The organism is Micromonospora sp. NPDC051543, assembly GCF_044454415.1.
Lineage (GTDB): Bacteria > Actinomycetota > Actinomycetes > Mycobacteriales > Micromonosporaceae > Micromonospora.
This window is the reverse complement of sequence record NZ_JBITDT010000025.1, coordinates 57890-75124: the sequence shown is the minus strand read 5'-3', so window position 1 is coordinate 75124 and position 17235 is coordinate 57890. Positions and strand designations below refer to the sequence as shown.

Here is a 17235-nt window from a genome sequence, read left to right as displayed (position 1 = left end):
TCGACTGGTCCTGGCGGCTGGGCTGGTTCTGAGGGCTCGACTGGTCCTGGCGGCTGGGCTGGTCCTGGGGGCTCGACTGGTCCTGGCGGCTGGGCTGGTTCTGAGGGCTCGACTGGTCCTGGCGGCTGGGCTGGTTCTGAGGGCTCGACTGGTCCTGGCGGCTGGGCTGGTTCTGAGGGCTCGACTGGTCCTGGCGGCTGGGCCGGCGGGTCGGCGTAGCCGACAGGTGTGGCTCGTTCGGTGGGGGGCGCGGCGGTCCGCGTACCCTGAATGGTCGGTGACCTGGCGCCTCGAAGGGGAGACGATGACCAAGCAGCCCGGCCGCGACTCAGCCGCGGAGTCGGACCAGCCGGAGGTCGACGCGACCACCCCGACGGCCGGGCCCGTCCCGGCGCCCGGCGCGGCGGTCCTCGCGCTGCTGGCGCTCGGCTGGCTGGCCGCCATGCTCTGGTCGACCCGGGAGGCCATCACCTCGGCGGCGGCCGGTATCACCGCGATCAGCCTGTCCGCGTTCGCCCTGCCCGGCGTGATCTCGGCCGCGCTGGTGGCCGGCGCGGCCACCGCGCTGGCCTTCGGCAACCTGCTGTCCCGCCGGTACGGCGACGGGACCACCCTGCGTTTCGTCGGCGCGATCGGGGCCGGGATGGTGGTCGGGCTGCTCGCCGCGGTGGCAATCAACCTCACCTACTTCGACACCTCGACCACCAACGTGATCGCCGGCACCACCGCGGCCGCCGCGATCATCGGCGGCGCGATCGCGGGCGCCCGGACCGCCCCGGCGGTCGGTGCGGTGGTGACCGCCGCGCTGGGCACGCTGGTGTTCGTCGTGGGGTTCAGCCGTGCCCGGGACCCGCTGTTCGACCTCTTCGGCGCGGGCGACACCCAGCAGTCGCTCGTCGACGCGGCCAAGTGGGTGTCCCGCACCGAGTCGCTCCTCGGCGGCCTGGTCGCCGGACTACTCGCCTTCGGTTACCTCACCTGGGCGCGGCGTCGAGCCCTGCGGCGTGATCCGCAGACGCGCGCGCTGCGCTGGCCGGCGTACCTGCTCGCGGGCGCCGGACCGGGCCTGCTCCTGCTGCTCGCCGAAGTGATCATCCGGATCGGCGGTCGCTCACTGCTGGACCTCGCCAGCGCGCTCAGCGAGGCGGACGCGGTGGCACAGACGTCGCTGGGCACCTCGCGGGTGGACAACGGCATCTGGGTGCTGTTCGTGGGGGCGCTGACCGCGCTCGTCGCGTTCGGCCGAACGCTCGGCCCGGCGCAGACCGACGACGAGCCGGCCCCGACCGGCCGACCCGGCACCGGGCCGGCGACAACCGCGAACGCCACCGACGACGTCGAGGAGGACGAGCCGGACACGGCGGTCCGGGAGGCGGACGCCGACCCGGCTCGCTGAGGCGCGCGCGGCTGCTCAGCCGGCGGCGCGCAGCAGGATGTCCAACTCCGTCACGTCGTACCACTCAAGCTCGTGATCCTCGGCGCCGTCGACGGTGAACTGCGCGTCCGGGTCACCGGAGGCGGCCTCGGCCACCACGTCGGCGGCTGCGGCGACCTCTTCGACGGCGTCCGTGCCATCCACGTGGATCGCCGCGACAGCCCTCACCGGCACGGTGTCGGCCAACGTCACCAGGCTGGAGCCCAGCTCGCCGTCGCCACGTCCGAGCGCGGCGGGCGACAGGTCGACCGAGACGACCACGCGGCGGCGGGGCGCGGCCGGATCCTCCCGGAGCAGGTGCAGCGCGTCCTGGGCGGCCCGGGTGAACGCGACGTACTCCAACTCCTCCTCGTCGCCCTCGGCGTACCACTCGCGCAGCGCGGGCGTCACCGCGTGCGCGGTGTCGGCGGTCAGCCCCTGCTCGCGCAGGCGGGCCAGCATGGGTACGGTCGCCGGCACGTACACCCGGACAAGCTCGTCGGTCACCGGTCGTCTCCCCGCTCGATTCCGTGCCGGCGGTTAGCCGGCACGGGCGCAGATCATGCCGCACGCCGTGACCGTCATACACCTCGCCTCCGGCCGGTGGAAGTTTCCCGCCGGTGTGTCCGCCACCGGTTGACCACGGCGATGTTGGGCGGTGAGCACTGTCGGTGGCAAACTGAGGCAAACGACGTCAACCCCGGGAGTTCCTGTGGAGCCGAGGTTCCTGCTGCTCTCCGACGTGGCCGCCGAGCTGAACGTGTCGGACTCGCAGGTCTACCACATGGTCCGCAGCGGGGAGCTGCCGGCGATCAAGGTCGGCGGGCGCGGTCAGTGGCGGGTCGAGCGGGCTCGACTGGAGGAGTACATCGCCAAGAAGTACGCCGAGACCGCCGACTGGGTACGCGAGAACCCTCTCGTCGACCGCGACCCCGAGTAGCGACGCCCGGCCTCCGTTCGTTGGTCCACTCCAGATCACCGATGTCGTGCCGTCCAACGGGCCGGGATACCGCCACATCCGCGATCCCGAGTCGACCCCGCGGGGTGCGCGGCCCATTCGTCGCAGGAGCCATTGACCGGGACCACTCGGTGACCGAGAATCTAGTGAGTCGGAGGCAAACGAAGGCAAACGCAAGATCATGGGGAGGCAGCGATGAGCGAACGGCGGCCCGGAGTCTCCCGACCACCCGTGCGCCTGCGACCCGTCCCGCCCATCGACCCGCCGTACCAGGACGAGACCTACTGGTCGGGGCCGACCCACGGTCAGCTCGCCCTCGACCTCTTCGCCTCGACACGACCGGATCCGGTCCGGCCCGCGGTGCGCCGCACGGCCCCACGCCGTACGCCCGCGCATCCGGCCAGCTACCCGGGCGCTCCCCTGCCCCCGACGACGGCGCCCGAGGCCACCCGGGCCGCGCACCGCTTCGTCGGCACCTGCCTCGAGGTGGTCAACGGCTACCGCTCGCCGGCTCAGGTACGCCCTCTGCTCGACCCGGGCCGGGCCACCGACCTGCTCACCGAACTCGCTCGGGCCACCGGGCGGGCCGGTCCGGCACGGCGTCGGGCGAGCCGGCCGGCACTGCGGCTCACCCGGCTGCGGGTCTGCGAACCGCGCGAGGCAGCCGTGGAGGCAGCCGCCGTGGTGAGCGGTCCCGGTGGCCGCAGCTGGGCCATGGCGGTGCGCCTGGAACACCGGCGTGGCCGTTGGCTGTGCACAGCCCTGCACGTCCTCTGAACCGCTCGCCCGCGCATTGATCAGCTCGACATCCCGGAAGTCGGGGCCTCAACCGGCCGCCGACACACCGACTTCCCGTAAGTGGAGTCGATCTCAACTCGCGCCAGGCCGACCGGGGCCGCAGACGCCGATGGGCCCCGGCCTTGTCGGCCAGGGCCCATCGGGACGCGGTGTCGGTCAGTTGCCGCCGTTGGGTGCGCCGTGGCAGCGCTTGTACTTGCGACCCGAACCGCACGGGCACGGCGCGTTGCGGGACGGTCCGTTGCCGGCGTCGGCCTGGTTGGAGGCCGGACGCCGGGACCCCGCCGACGGGAGCGTCGGGCCGCGCAGCCCCGAGGCCGGCCGCTGCGGGGCGGACGGCGCGCTCTGCCCGGGTGCCGCCGGAGCGCCCTGGGCCGGGCGGCCCACGCCGAGCGCCGGCGCCTGCTGCTGCTCCTGTTCGAAGGCGACAGCACCGGGGCTGGCCTCGCCGTCGATGGTCGGAGCGGAGTACTGCAGACCCTGCCGCTGCGGCGCACGGTTCAGACCCTTGGCCCGGATCTCCACCGGCTTGTCGAGCAGCGTGACCTCTTCCGAGTCGGCTTCGGGCTCCGGCTCGGTGACCTGGACGTCCACGTTGTAGAGGAAACCGACGGTCTCCTCCTTGATGCCTTCCATCATCGTGGCGAACATGTCGAAGCCCTCGCGCTGGTACTCCACCACCGGGTCGCGCTGGGCGTACGCCCGGAGGTTGATGCCCTCCTGGAGGTAGTCCATCTCGTAGAGGTGCTCGCGCCACTTGCGGTCGATCACCTGGAGCAGCACCATCCGCTCGAGCTGGCGTACCCCTTCGGTGCCGAGCTGCTCCTCGCGGCGGTCGTACGCGGCGTTGGCGTCATCCTTGAGGCGGGCGACGAGGAAGTCGGCGTCCATGCCGGCCCGCGAGCCTCCGGCCTCCTCCTCCAACTCCTCGATCGTCACGCCGACCGGGTAGAGCTGCTTGAGGCTGGACCAGAGCTGCTCAAGGTCCCAGTCCTCGCCGTAGCCGTCCGAGGTGGCACCCCGCACGTACGCCTCGACGGTGTCGTCGATCATGTTGCGGACCTGCTCGGACAGGTCCTCGCCGTTGAGCACCCGCAGCCGCTCGGCGTAGACGACCTGGCGCTGCTTGTTGAGCACCTCGTCGTACTTCAGAACGTTCTTGCGGATCTCGGCGTTCTGGCCCTCGATCTGGGCCTGGGCGCTCTTGATCTGGCGGGTGACCATCTTCGACTCGATGGGCACGTCCTCCGGGATGTTGAAGCGCTCCATCACGGCCTCGACCGCGCCGGCCCGGAAGCGGCGCATTAGCTCGTCCTGCAGGGACAGGTAGAACCGGGACTCACCCGGGTCGCCCTGCCGGCCGGCACGACCGCGCAGCTGGTTGTCGATCCGCCGGGACTCGTGCCGCTCGGTGCCCAGCACGTACAGGCCACCGGCGGCGGCGACCTCGTCCGCCTCGGCGTCGCAGGCCTGCTTCCAGGTGGGCAGGACCTCCTCCATCGCCTTGGCGTAGTCCTCCTCGTTCTCCAGCGGGTCGAGACCGCGCTGGCGCAGCTCGTTGGCCGCCAGGAACTCGGGGTTGCCGCCGAGCAGGATGTCCGTGCCACGGCCGGCCATGTTGGTGGCGACGGTGACCGCGCCCTTGCGCCCGGCCTGGGCGACGATCTCGGCCTCGCGGGCGTGGAACTTGGCGTTCAGCACATTGTGCGGGATGCCCCGGCGGCGCAGCAGCTGGGAGAGGATCTCGGAATTCTCCACCGAGACGGTGCCGACCAGCACCGGCTGGCCCATCTGGTGCCGCTCGGCGATGTCCTCGATGACCGCGTTGAACTTGGCCTTCTCCGTCTTGTAGATGACGTCCGGCCGGTCCTCGCGGACCATCGGGCGGTGGGTCGGGATGGTCACGACGCCGACCTTGTAGACCTTGTTGAACTCGCTCGCCTCGGTCTGCGCCGTACCGGTCATGCCGGACAGCTTGTTGTAGAGGCGGAAGTAGTTCTGGAGGGTGATCGTGGCCAGGGTCTGGTTCTCCTGCTTGATCTCCACCCCCTCCTTGGCCTCGATCGCCTGGTGCATGCCCTCGTTGTAGCGACGGCCGTGCAGGATGCGACCGGTGAACTCGTCGACGATCAGGACCTCGCCGTCGCTGACGATGTAGTCCTTGTCGCGCTTGTAGAGCTCCTTGGCCTTGATGGCGTTGTTGAGGTAGCCGACCAGCGGGGTGTTCACCGACTCGTACAGGTTGTCGATGCCGAGCCGGTCCTCGACCTTGGCGACACCGCGCTCGGTGACCGCGATGGTCCGCTTGGAGTGGTCGACCTCGTAGTCGCCCTCGCCGTCGGTGCCGGGCTGGAGCCGGGCCACGACGCCCGCGAACTCGCCGTACCAGCGGGCCGAGTGCTCGGCCGGGCCGGAGATGATCAACGGGGTACGCGCCTCGTCGATCAGGATCGAGTCGACCTCGTCGACGACGGCGAAGTTGTGGCCTCGCTGGACCAGCTCGTCCTTCGACCAGGCCATGTTGTCGCGCAGGTAGTCGAAGCCGAACTCGTTGTTGGTGCCGTAGGTGATGTCGCACTCGTAGGCGGCCTTGTGCTCGGCGGCCGGCCGGTTGGGCAGCACCACGCCGACGCTCAGCCCGAGGAACTCGTGCACCCGGCCCATCCAGGCCGCGTCGCGCTGGGCGAGGTAGTCGTTGACGGTGACCACGTGCACACCGTCGCCGGAGAGCGCGTTGAGGTAGACGGCCATGACCGAGGTCAGCGTCTTACCCTCACCGGTCTTCATCTCGGCGATGTTGCCGAAGTGCAGCGCCGCGCCGCCCATCACCTGGACGTCGTACGGCCGCTGGCCGAGCACACGGGCGGCCGCCTCGCGGGCCACCGCGAACGCCTCCGGCAGCAGGTCGTCGAGGGTCTCGCCGTCGGCGAGCCGATCTCGGAACTGCTCGGTCATGCCGCGCAGCTCCTCGTCGGTGAGGTTGACGTAGTCGTCCTCGATCGAGCTGACGGCGGCGGCGATGGCCTTGAGCCGGCGCACCATGCGGCCCTCGCCCGCGTTAAGGACCTTTTCCAGAATCGACACGGATCAACGCTCCCCTAGACAGTCTCGAACCATCGTAGGCGCAACATCGGCGCGATGGTCACTGGTGGCGGTGGTCCGCTCCGCCGAACCCGACATAACACGCGCACGGGCCGCGCCCGGGACGTTATCCGGTTACGCCCAGGGCGAACGTTCCGGCACGATGCACGGGTGGAGCCTGTGGAGATCATCGAGGACGGCGTCCTGCTGCGGCCCTGGCGGGAGGCGGACGCCGACGGCGTGTACCGCGCCTGCCAGGACCGGGACATTCAGCGTTGGACCACCGTACCGCGCCCGTACCGTCTCGAACACGCCCACGACTTCGTCACCGGGGTGAGCGCACGGGCGTGGGCGGACGGCACCGGGGCGCCGTTCGCCGTCTGCGACGCGGCCAACGGCGACCTGCTCGGCTCGTGCGGGCTGATCTCCATCGACGACGCCGGCACCGGCGAGATCGGCTACTGGGCGGCCCCGTGGGCGCGTGCCCGGGGGGTGACCGTGCGGGCCACCCGGGCGGTGTCCCGCTGGTCCTTCGAGAAGCTGGGGCTGCGCCGGCTGCTGTGGCAGGCGGAGGTGGGCAACCACGCCTCCCGGCTGGTCGCGCTGCGGGCCGGATTCCGGATCGACGGCCGGGTGCGGCGGGCGAATCCGGCGCCGGAGGGCGGCGTGGACGGCTGGATCGGCTCGCTGCTGCCGGGCGAGGTACCCGAACCGGGGTCGACCGGGCCGGCAGCCCGAGGCACCCTGGTGGCTCGCCGGGCCGCCGTCTTCGGCCGCCCACAGCCGACGCTGTTCGCCACCTCGGCCGGCACCGAGCTGCGACTACGACCCATGGAGGAGCGCGATCTCGACGCCGTGGTGCAGACCTGCCGGGACCCGGAGACGATCCGCTGGACCACGGTCCCGGACCCGTACGACCCCTCCGACGCGCGGGGCTACCGGGGTTACGCCCAGGATGCCTGGGCCCGCGGGGACTCCGCCTGCTTCGTGATCGCCGACCCGGACGACAGCTACGTCGGCACTCTGGACCTGCGGCTCTCCCCCGCCGACCCGCTACTCGGGGACGTGGGCTTCATGGTCGCCCCGGCGGCACGCGGGTGGGGGTACCTGCCGGCCGCGCTCCTCGCGCTCAGCGCCTGGGGCTTCACGACCCTCGGCCTGGCGCGCATCGAATGGAAGGCGAACGTGGGCAACACCTCCTCCCGGCGGGCCGCCGAGAAGGCGGGCTTCATTTTCGAGGGGACGGCCCGGGGCGGGGTCCAGCACCGGGGTGAACGGGTCGACGCCTGGATTGCCGCGCTGCTCGCCGAGGACCTGAGGTGACGGGCACGCGGCCGGTCGTCGAGGCGCACGGGGTACGGCTGCGGCCGTTCCGCGCCGACGACATCGCGGACCTGGTCGACGGCTGCGCGGACCCGCTCAGCCAGCGGTTCGTGTCCACCATGCCGTCCCCTTACACCGAGGTGGACGCCCGCTGGTGGGTGGAGGCCGGCGCTCCGGCGGTCTGGGCCGGCGGCGGCGCCGCGTACGCCATCGCGGACCCGGCCACCGACCGGCTGCTCGGCGGCGCCGGCCTGAGCAACCAGGTGCCCGCCCGACGTCAGGCGAACATCGGCTACTGGCTGCGGCCGGCGGCGCGGGGACGCGGACTGGCCACCGCCGCGACCCGGGCGCTGAGCGAGCACGCCTTCGACACCGGGACCGTCCGGCTGGAGCTGCACACCGAGCCGGAGAACGCGGCCAGCCAGCGCGTCGCGCTGGCCGCCGGCTTCGGGTACGAGGGCCGGCTGCGGTCCGCCGGTCAGGACCGGAACGGCAGACGGTACGACCTGCTGACCTGGGTACGCCTCGCCGGCGACCCTCCGGGCCCGACCCGTCGGCTGCTGCCGGACCTGCCCGACGGGGTGCTCACCGACGAGGTGGTGACGTTGCGCCGGCGCGGCCCGGACGACGCGGAGATGATGTACGCCCTGCACAGCCGGCCGGACACGGTGGCCAACCAGGCTCCTCCGGTGCCCCCGACGCGCGAGTCGGTCGACCGGCTCTGCCGGCTGGCCGAGAGCGCGTGGTTGACCGGCGACATCGCCCGGCTCCTGATCGTCGACGCGGCCACCGGCGAGCCGGCGGGCAGTTGCGGGCTGTCGTACACCGACGTGGCCGCCGGTGAGGCGTCGGTGGGCTACGCGCTGCTGCCCCAGTGGCGCGGCCGGGGGTACGCCACCCGTGCGCTGCGGCTGCTCGTCGACTGGGCGTTCGGGCCGGTCGGCGTGGCTCGGCTGATCGCCGGAACGGTGCCGGAGAACGCCGCCTCGCACCGGGTGCTGGAGCGGGTCGGCTTCCAACGCGAGGGCCTGCAACGCGGGCGTCTGCCCGGTCTGGCGGGCACTCGCGTAGACGACCTGACCTTCGCCCTGCTCCCCGCCGATCTGGGCTGATTGAGCACGGGGGCCGTCACGGCCCCCGTGCTCAACGGGGTCGAACCCGCCTCAGGTGTCGAGGGAGATGATGCCGTAGTCGTAGGCGTGACGTCGGTAGACGACGCTGGGGCGGCCGGTTTCCTTGTCCTGGAAGAGGTAGAAGTCGTGACCGACCAGTTCCATCTGGAACAACGCGTCGTCGATGGTCATGGGCTCGGCCGGGTGCACCTTCTCCCGGGCGAGGTGCCACGGCTGGTCGTACTCCTCCTCGACCCGCTCCGCGACGGCGGTGCCGGCGCGGCCGTTCGACGCGGACAGCGGGGCGGCCACCAGGTCGGTGACCGGCAGGTCGGCGGTGGCGGCGGCCACGGAGATCGGCGCGTGCCGACCACGGTGTACGCGCCGGCGGTCCGCCGCGCGGCGTAGCCGGGTGTCGAGTTTCGCGATGGCGGCGTCGAGCGCGCTGTAGAAGTCGTTCGTGCAGGCCTCGGCCCGGATCACCGGACCACGCGAGACGCAGGTGATCTCCACCCGCTGGCAGTGGTCGGCCTGGCGCGGATTGCGCTCGTGAAACAGCTCGACATCGATGCGAATAATCTTGTGGTCGTAACGTTCGACCTTTGCGAGTTTCTCGGCTACGTGTACCCGGTAATGGTCCGGCACTTCGACGTTGCGGCCCTTGACCACGATGTCCACGTGACCTCCCTTGCTCGGACGTCTTCGATCCGGTTTCCCGGTCGTGCGCCGTAGGAAGACCCGCTGGCGTCGACCGGTCAGTGCGGCTACGCCTCCTCTCACCGCCAGGGGCGGGATGGAACGACCTCCTACCCCCGACAGCGAAAACGCTAACTCTTGTTCGCCCGGCAGTCACCCCTTGTTGCCAAGACCGCCCGGTATTTTTCGCACCTCATACACCAACGGGTGAAACGGAAACACGGTCTGTTACAAACGGAGTCTTTTCTCGGTTGCGGCGAGAACCGCGGCGACGCCCGGTCGCCATCCGGTCGCGGTCAGCACCCGGGCCGCCGAAGCCAGCGTCACACCGGTGGTGACGATGTCGTCGAGCAGCACCACGGCGGGCCCGCCGTCCGAGGGGCGCGGCCCACCCGACGCGCCGGAACGGGGGCGGAACGCCGCCTCGGCGGCCGCCGCACGGCCCGCGCTGTCCAGGGTCACGGAGTCGGGCCGGGGCAGGGCACGCAGCGGCCGGTGCACCCGTACCGGCCAGCCGCACCGGCCCAGCCGGGCCGCGCAGTGTCGGGCCAGCCGGTCCAGGTGGTCGCCGTAGCGGGCACGCGCCGCAGCCGCCGTGTCCGGCACCGGCACCAGCGCCAGCGGACGCACCTCGCCGACCGCCGCCGCGACCACCTCGGCCAGCAGCGCGCCGAGCGGACGGGCCAGACCGTGTCGGCCGTGTTCCTTGTACGCCAGCAGCGCCTCCCGGAGCGGACCGTCGTACGGGCCGAGGGCGACGCAGCGCGGCAGGCCGGCCGGGGCGGGGGTGGGACGGGTCACCCGGGGACGCAGCGCGCTCAGCGCCGCGACGCAGGAGGGACACACCCCCTGTCGCAGCCGTTGGCGACGCTCCCGGCAGCCGGCGCAGTCCGCGGGGAGGACCAGGTCGGCGAGGTCCGCCCAGAGCCCGCGCACGAGGTCAGTAGAGGAAGAACGGGGCCGACGGGTTGCTCGGGCGGACTCCGGCCGGCGGCGTGGGGACATCGCGGACCTGCTCGGGCGCGATCCGTTCGAACGGGCTGCTGCGGTAGGCCACCTTGTTCGCCTCGTACATGTACGCCCCGGTGGGCACGCGCACGCTGCGGTTGGTGGGGTACGCCGTCAGGTGGTTGACCTTGGCGCCGACATCGGTGCGCAGCGGCGTCTCCAGGGCGCCGTCCACGCTGATCTCGTAGATCGCCGGCTGGCCCGCCGAGCCGGCCACCACCAGCCGGTCCTCCCCGATCCAGTCCACCGCGGTCAGGTTCGTCAACGAGGTGACCAGCGCCCGGGGCGGGCCGATCGACACCCCACTGCCGGAGCCGTCGAGGTTGAGCGCCGCGACGTAGAGCCGCCCGCCGGCGATCAACGCCACCCGCTGGCCGTCCAGCGCGGAGGCGACCGCGGTGACCTCCGGCGAGGGCAGGTTGAGTGGCACCTCGGCCATCCCGGCGGCCTCGTCGAAGCGGTAGAGGCGACCGTCGGCCACCACCAGCCCCTGCGCGGGACGCGTGTCGACGGTACGCAGCCAGACCGGGCGGCCGATCGAGGCGTACTCCCCGGCGCTGCGGCCGAGGGTGGCCACCGTCTCCGCGCCCGTGCCCACCGCGAGTCGCTGCCGGTCCTTGCTGGTCACCACCAGCGCGGCGAGCACCCGGTTGACGCCCCGCGCGAGACCGGCCGACACGATGCCGCGGTTGACCTCCGGCGTGAGGGGCACCGCACCACTGGGCTCGCCGGCGAAGTCGAGCGGGCGGATCGCGCCCTCGTAGACGCCGTACCGCTGCGGCTCCTCCCGGACGGGGTAGAGCTGCTGGGCCGTCCGAAGCTCGTCGAGGTCCTGCACCGGCTGCGAGTTGTTCCGGATCTTCAGCTCCAGCTCGCCCGGCAGGTCACCCAGCGACCAGGCGAGCTGCGTCATCACCTGGTCGATCCGGCTCTGGTCGTCGCCGGACATGTCCAGGTTGACCTCCCACCGGTTGTTCGCGCCGGTGGCGTTGTTGATCAGCTCAGTGCCGTCCGGCAGCCCGACGACACCCGGCCGCAGCCAGTCGGACGGGCCGCCGACCAGCCACCGCACGACCTCGTTGACACGGCGCTCGTCCGGCACCGCGTACGGCAGGTAGCGCTGGTCGGGCACCAGCCGGGTGCGGTCGGAGCTCCAGAAGTAGATCGACTCGTCCTGGTAGTACTGCTGGAGGGCGACGTCGCTGAGCAGCAGCACGCTCGGCGGGTCGAGCAGGTACTGGCCGGCGCGCTCGTCGCTGCCGGCACCGCCGAGGGCCGCGCTGCGCAGCCGGAACTCGTACTGGGTCTCGGTCGCCACCGGAGGCGCCAGGGTGCCGTTGGTCCGCAGCACGCCGATCTGCTGCACCGTGATCTTGACCGTCGTGGTGGAGTCGCTGTTGAAGGTGAAGACGGTCTCGCGCAGCCGCACCACGGTCAGCGCGACCTCGCTGCCCTTCTTGTCCTGCAGACGGGGCCGGTGCTCGGGGGCGATGAACGCCTTCACCCGCTCGTACGCCCGGTCCGGCTCGCCAGCGGCGGCGGACAGGAAGTTGCGCACGAAGGCCGCGTTGTCGCTGCCGCTGGCGGCCCGCGACGGGGGCTCGCTGCTGCGGCCGTTGCTCGATCCGGCCTCGGTCGCGGTGCCGGCCTTGCCGTCGACCCGCACGTCGGACGAGGCCGGGATGCCGCAACCGGCGCTGAGGAGCAGCGCCGCGCCGAAAGCGCCGAGCAGTGGTCGAGCCCTCACGATCGCACCTCCTCCCGCTCGCCGCTGTCGGTCGGCGCCGGGCCGATCGCCAACGCTCCGCCGCTGCCCGGTCCGATGGCCAGCGGGCCGCCGTCGCGTGGGCCGCCGAACGGCAACGCCGCGTCGGCGGGCACCAGCCGCAGCGGCGACGTGGTGAGCCGGTCGCCGGCGCGGGCCGGCAGGGTGAGCCGGAACTGGGCGCCCTGACCGGGCGCTCCCCAGGCCTCCAGCCAACCACCGTGCAGACGGGCGTCCTCCAAGCTGATCGACAGGCCCAGCCCGGTGCCGCCGGTCTGGCGGGCCCGCGACGGGTCCGCCCGCCAGAACCTGTTGAACACCAGCTTCTCCTCGCCCACCTTCAGCCCCACCCCGTGGTCGCGGACGGTGATCGCCACGGCGGTCTCGTCGATGCCGAGGGTGATCAGCACCGGCCGGGCCTCGCCGTGCTCGACGGCGTTGCCGACCAGGTTGCGCAGCACCCGCTCCACCCGGCGGGGGTCGACCTCGGCGATCACCGGGGTGCTGGGCAGGTCCAGCTCGATCTCCACGCCCACCCGCTCGGCCAGCCCGGCCAACCGGTCGACGACCCGGTGCACCACCGGCACCAGGTCGGTCGGCTCGGCGTCCAGCATGGCGAAGCCCGCGTCGAACCGGCTGATCTCCAACAGGTCGGTGAGCAGCTCCTCGAAACGGTCCAGCTCGGCCTGGAGCAGCTCGGCGCTGCGCGCCACCGCGGGATCGAACTCGTCGCGCTCCGCGAAGATCAGGTCGGCGGCCATGCGGACCGTTGTCAACGGGGTCCGCAGCTCGTGCGACACGTCGGAGGTGAACCGGCGCTGCAACCGGGACATCTCCTCCAGGCGCAGGATCTGCCGTTGCAGGTTCGTCGCCATCTGGTTGAACGAGGCCGCCAGCAACGCGAGGTCGTCCTCGCCGTTGACCACCATCCGCTGGTCCAGGAGGCCGGCGGAGAGCCGCTGGGCGGTCCGCGCGGCGACCCGGACCGGGTTGACCACCAACCGGGTGACCAGTGCGGCGAGCAGCCCCAGCAGGATCACCAGGGCGATGCCGGTGCCGACGACGGTCGCCCGGGCGTCGGCGGCGGTGGCGTCCTGACGGGTCAGCGGCACCAGGTAGTAGAGCTCGATCTGCCCGAAGCGGGTCGGCACCGGCGAGCCGTAGACCAGGTACTTCGTCGGTTCGCCGGTGAGCCGACCGGTCTGGATCTGGCTGGCGACCTTGCCGCTGGCGACCGCGGCCCGCAACTCCTTGCTGATCAGGGGCTGGACGTTGGCCGCCGGCGCGGTGCGGGTCTGGATCATCGTCGGGTAGTCGGCGGCGGTGATGGCCACCACCACGCCACTGGTCTGCTGGGGGTCGCCCCCGGCCAGGTAGTTGACCGTGCCCTCGATGGTCTCCTGGAGCTGCGCCTCCTGCGGCTGGCCGTAGAGGGAGACCTGCTTGGCCGCGTACCCGGCGCCGCCCTTGAGACGCAGCTGGACGTCGGTGCGCGCGTTGTCGAGCAGGATCGTCGTGATCTTGTCAGCGATCAGGTACGCGAATCCGCCCACCAGCAGGCTGGAGGCGACCAACGTGATGGTGACCACCCGGACCTGGAGCGAACGCCGCCAGGTCTGGTGCGCCCGGGCCAGCAGCCGCGCGACCCGGCCGCTGAGCACACGCCAGACCTCCCGACCGGCAGCGAGCCGGCGGGCTGTGGTGTTCTGCGGGGGCGGCGAGGTCGACACAGTGCGACCAGGCTATCCGGTGCCCGCCTTGTAGCCCACGCCCCGCACGGTGAGGATGATTTCCGGTCGCTCCGGATCTGGCTCGATCTTGGCGCGCAGCCGTTGCACGTGCACGTTGACCAGTCGGGTGTCGGCGGCGTGCCGGTAGCCCCAGACCTGCTCCAGCAGCACCTCGCGGGTGAAGACCTGACGCGGCTTGCGGGCGAGCGCGACCAGCAGGTCGAACTCCAGCGGCGTCAGCTTCACCTCCTCGTCGTTGCGGCTGACGGTGTGGGCGGGCACGTCGATGCTGATCTGGTTGCCGGGCGGCCCGATGGTCAGCATCTCCGGCGCGACGTCCTCGCCGCGGCGTAGCCGGGCCCGCATCCGGGCCACCAGCTCCTTGGGCTTGAACGGCTTGACCACGTAGTCGTCGGCGCCGGATTCGAGCCCAAGGACCACGTCCACGGTGTCGCTCTTGGCGGTCAGCATCACGATCGGCACGCCAGACTCGGCACGAATCGACCGGGCCACGTCGATACCACTCATTCCGGGCAACATGAGGTCGAGCAGGACGATGTCCGGACGACTGTCACGAAACGCGGCCAACGCCCGCTCGCCGTCGGCCACGAACGAGGGCAGGAAACCCTCACTGCGCAGCACGATGCCGAGCATCTCGGCGAGTGCGGGGTCGTCGTCGACCACCAGGACCCGGGCTCTCATGGGATTAATATTGCATCCCCGTTCAGTTCGGTGGGACCGGCGTCAGCCGGAACGACAGCGCCGCCGGCAATCCTCCACGACCCGCGGCGGCGGCGCCACGTGGTGCGAGGGCCGGCAGAGGGAGGGTCCCCGCGCCGGCCGCCACCATGATCCCCCCTCGGCGGCGTCCGGCGCCACCACCGCCGTCACCGGCCGGTCGCGGCGGCGCTCAGCCGAAGAGCACCCGGCCCCAGTGGTCGCCACCGTCGCGTACGCCGGGCGGGCAGGCGAACAGACCGCTGGAGACGTGCCGCAGGTACTCGTTCATCACGTCGTGGCGGGCCAACTGCGTCTGGATCGGCACGAACTGCTTGCGCGGGTCCCGCTGGTAGGCGATGAAGAAGAGACCGGCGTCGAGCCGGCCGAGACCGTCCGAGCCGTCGACGAAGTTGTAACCCCGCCGCAGCAGGTGTGCGCCGTTGTTGCGGCTCGGATGGGCGAGGGCGACGTGGGCGTGCTCGGCGATCAGCGGCTTGCCGTCGTCACCGCGCGCCGCGAAGTCCGGCTCGTCGAACTCCTTGCTGCGCCCGAGCGGGGCGCCGCTGCCCTTGGTCCGGCCGACGATCTCCTCCTGCTCGGCCAGCGAGGTCCGGTCCCAGGTCTCCACGAGCATGCGGATCTTGCGGGTGACCAGGTACGACCCGCCCGTCATCCAGTCCGGCCCGTCGCCGGGCTGCACCCACAACTGGTCGCGCAGCAGGTCGGTCTCCTCGGCCTTGAGGTTGGCCGTGCCGTCCTTGAAGCCGAACAGGTTGCGGGCGGTCGCCTGGTCGCGGGAAGTTGACGAGGTACGACCGAAACCGAGCTGCGACCAGCGGACGCTGACCACACCCATGCCGATCCGCGCGAGGTTGCGGATGGCGTGCACCGCCACCTGGGGATCGTTGGCGCACGCCTGCACGCACAGATCGCCACCGGAGATCGGGGCCTGCAACGCGTCGCCGGGGAACTTCGGCAGCTCCGCCAGCGCAGCCGGGCGGCGGTCGGCGATGCCGAACCGGTCCCGTCCGTCGGCGTCGCGGAACAGCGTGGGCCCGAAACCGATGGTCAGGGTGAGCTGCGACGGCGGGAGGCCGAGCGCCTCGCCGGTGTCGTCCGGCGGGGCCTCGGGCATCCCGCCGACCGCCCCGAGGACACCGGCGTCACGGCCGGAGGTCATCCGGGCGGCGGCGGCCGTCCACTCCTCGAGCATCGCGACCAGGCGGGCCCCGTCCTTCGTGATGACGTCGAAGGCGACGAAGTGCAGCCGGTCCTGGGCGGGGGTGACGATGCCGGCCTGGTGCTCGCCGAAGAACGGCACCGCGCCCGCCGGGTGGTCGCTGGCCGCCGCCGGACCGCGCGAGTCGCCGACCAGCGCGCCCGCGCCGGCGGCGACGCCCGCGACTCCGGCCACCCCGGCGCCGGCGAGCGTGATAGCCCGCCGACGGGTCAACCTGCGTACGCTCATCGACTCGACTCCCCCTGCGTCCCGGTCACTTGGCGACGACTGCGGCGACCTTGCTGATCGGCTCGGCGAGCGCGTTGATGCCGTCCGAGAGCTCCTTGAGCTCGGCCTTGCTCAACGCGGTGTGCAGCTTCCACCCGTCGCCGTCGCGGTGCTTGCCGAGCTGCGCCTCGACGTTCGCGAACTCGGTGTCGAGCTGCTTGACCAGCTCCGGCGAACGCTGCTCGAGCGCCGGCCGCAGGGCCGACAGGGCCGCCTTGGAACCTTCCAGGTTGGCGGCGAAGTCCCACAGGTCGGTGTGCGAGTAGCGGTCCTCCTCGCCGGTGATCTTGCCGCTGGCGACCTCGTCGAGCAGCTCCTTCGCGCCGTTGGCGAGCTGGAGCGGGGAGAGCTTCTCGGCGTTGGCCTTCGCCACGATCTCCTTGACGTCGACCAGCAGCCGGTCGGCGATCGGGCCGTCCTTGCTGATGTCGCCGGACTGCCAGAGGTCCTTCTCGATCCGGTGGAAGCCGGTGAACTCCATCCCCTCCTCGATGACCTCCTCGCGGCCGTCGATCTTGGGGTCGAGGTCGCCGAAGATCTCCGCCACCGGCTCGATCCGCTCCCAGTAGGTGCGCGCGACCGGGTAGAGCGTCTTGGCCTTCGCCACGTCGCCGGCCTTCACGGCGGCGACGAAGTCCTCGGTCTTCTCCAGCAGCGCGCCGGTCTGGCTCTTGACGTAGCGCTGGTAGTTGTCGGTGGCGCCGGCCAGGGCGGCGTCGGCGGTCAGCGGCTGCGCGGACCCGCTGACCTTGAGCGCGCCCCGGATGCCCTTGCCGCTCATGCCCGGCTTGCAGGCCGTCTCGTAGGTGCCGGCCGGCAGCTCGACGTGCAGCTCACGGCTCAACCCGGGGGCGATGTTCTCCACCTCGCCCATCACCCGGTCGCCGGAGGCGTACACGTAGAACTCGGTGACCTTCGCGCCCGAGTTGGTGATCTTGAAGGTGGCCGTTCCGGCGCCGAGGTCGGTCGTGGCGACGTCGCAGGCCGTGTCGGTGGCCTTGACCACGATCGGGCCGCCCGCCGCGTCCGACTTATCGGAGTCGGCCTTGGAGCAGGCGGCGACGCCGGCCGTCGCCAGCACGCCGGCAGCGGCCAGCGCGAAGAATCGGGTGGTACGCATCTG

At 71.8% G+C, this 17235-nt stretch carries 14 protein-coding genes; 5 read left to right on the top strand and 9 right to left on the bottom strand.

Annotation, left to right across the window (positions count from 1 at the left end; all coding sequences use genetic code 11):
* The first annotated feature begins 304 nt into the window (after nucleotides 1-304).
* A complete protein-coding gene (locus ACIA3K_RS30290; protein ID WP_396805072.1) occupies nucleotides 305-1396 on the top strand; it encodes a hypothetical protein in 1092 nt (363 codons plus the stop codon).
* A 15-nt stretch (nucleotides 1397-1411) separates the two neighbouring features.
* Here the strand turns inward: ACIA3K_RS30290 and ACIA3K_RS30285 are convergent, their stop codons facing one another.
* Entirely contained in the window at nucleotides 1412-1921 is a 510-nt protein-coding gene (locus tag ACIA3K_RS30285) for a DUF6912 family protein (RefSeq protein WP_396805070.1), read from the bottom strand.
* Nucleotides 1922-2126: 205 nt separating this feature from the next.
* On the opposite strand from ACIA3K_RS30285, the gene ACIA3K_RS30280 reads away from it, so the two are divergent.
* Both ACIA3K_RS30280 and ACIA3K_RS30275 read left to right on the top strand, forming a co-directional pair.
* Complete coding sequence (locus ACIA3K_RS30280; RefSeq protein ID WP_355052005.1) at nucleotides 2127-2354, top strand: helix-turn-helix domain-containing protein; 228 nt, start codon at nucleotides 2127-2129, stop codon at nucleotides 2352-2354.
* Between the two features lie 213 nt (nucleotides 2355-2567).
* On the top strand, nucleotides 2568-3149 hold the full coding sequence (locus ACIA3K_RS30275) for an Rv3235 family protein (RefSeq protein WP_396805068.1): 582 nt from the start codon (nucleotides 2568-2570) through the stop codon (nucleotides 3147-3149).
* Between the two features lie 177 nt (nucleotides 3150-3326).
* Here the strand turns inward: ACIA3K_RS30275 and secA are convergent, their stop codons facing one another.
* Nucleotides 3327-6254, bottom strand: coding sequence for a preprotein translocase subunit SecA (gene secA, locus ACIA3K_RS30270; RefSeq protein WP_396805066.1), 2928 nt, complete (start codon nucleotides 6252-6254; stop codon nucleotides 3327-3329).
* Nucleotides 6255-6422: 168 nt separating this feature from the next.
* Here secA and ACIA3K_RS30265 point away from each other — a divergent pair, with 168 nt between their 5' ends.
* Nucleotides 6423-7574 (top strand): GNAT family N-acetyltransferase, encoded by a 1152-nt coding sequence (locus ACIA3K_RS30265; protein WP_396805064.1) that lies wholly within the window; start codon nucleotides 6423-6425, stop codon nucleotides 7572-7574.
* Nucleotides 7571-8686 (top strand): GNAT family N-acetyltransferase, encoded by a 1116-nt coding sequence (locus tag ACIA3K_RS30260; protein ID WP_396805062.1) that lies wholly within the window; start codon nucleotides 7571-7573, stop codon nucleotides 8684-8686. Before ACIA3K_RS30265 ends, ACIA3K_RS30260 begins: the two co-directional genes overlap by 4 nt.
* 51 nt (nucleotides 8687-8737) lie before the next feature.
* Here the strand turns inward: ACIA3K_RS30260 and hpf are convergent, their stop codons facing one another.
* From hpf to efeO, 7 genes are all read right to left on the bottom strand, one after another.
* Nucleotides 8738-9364 carry a ribosome hibernation-promoting factor, HPF/YfiA family gene (gene hpf / locus ACIA3K_RS30255; protein WP_355052010.1) on the bottom strand — a complete coding sequence of 209 codons (627 nt, stop codon included), beginning with the start codon at nucleotides 9362-9364 and terminating at the stop codon, nucleotides 8738-8740.
* 246 nt (nucleotides 9365-9610) lie between these two features.
* Nucleotides 9611-10318, bottom strand: coding sequence for a ComF family protein (locus tag ACIA3K_RS30250; RefSeq protein ID WP_396805060.1), 708 nt, complete (start codon nucleotides 10316-10318; stop codon nucleotides 9611-9613).
* A gap of 4 nt (nucleotides 10319-10322) precedes the next feature.
* Nucleotides 10323-12137: an LpqB family beta-propeller domain-containing protein gene (locus tag ACIA3K_RS30245; protein ID WP_396805058.1), complete on the bottom strand. Its 1815-nt coding sequence runs from the start codon at nucleotides 12135-12137 to the stop codon at nucleotides 10323-10325.
* Entirely contained in the window at nucleotides 12134-13885 is a 1752-nt protein-coding gene (gene mtrB, locus ACIA3K_RS30240) for an MtrAB system histidine kinase MtrB (RefSeq protein WP_396805056.1), read from the bottom strand. Before mtrB ends, ACIA3K_RS30245 begins: the two co-directional genes overlap by 4 nt.
* Nucleotides 13886-13897: 12 nt before the next feature.
* The gene (gene mtrA, locus ACIA3K_RS30235) at nucleotides 13898-14587 is read right to left on the bottom strand and encodes an MtrAB system response regulator MtrA (RefSeq protein ID WP_355052014.1); all 690 of its coding nucleotides are present in this window, start codon (nucleotides 14585-14587) and stop codon (nucleotides 13898-13900) included.
* Nucleotides 14588-14795: 208 nt separating this feature from the next.
* Nucleotides 14796-16073 (bottom strand): iron uptake transporter deferrochelatase/peroxidase subunit, encoded by a 1278-nt coding sequence (efeB, locus tag ACIA3K_RS30230; RefSeq protein ID WP_396805053.1) that lies wholly within the window; start codon nucleotides 16071-16073, stop codon nucleotides 14796-14798.
* A gap of 25 nt (nucleotides 16074-16098) precedes the next feature.
* Nucleotides 16099-17232 carry an iron uptake system protein EfeO gene (gene efeO, locus ACIA3K_RS30225; RefSeq protein WP_355052016.1) on the bottom strand — a complete coding sequence of 378 codons (1134 nt, stop codon included), beginning with the start codon at nucleotides 17230-17232 and terminating at the stop codon, nucleotides 16099-16101.
* Nucleotides 17233-17235: the final 3 nt, after the last annotated feature.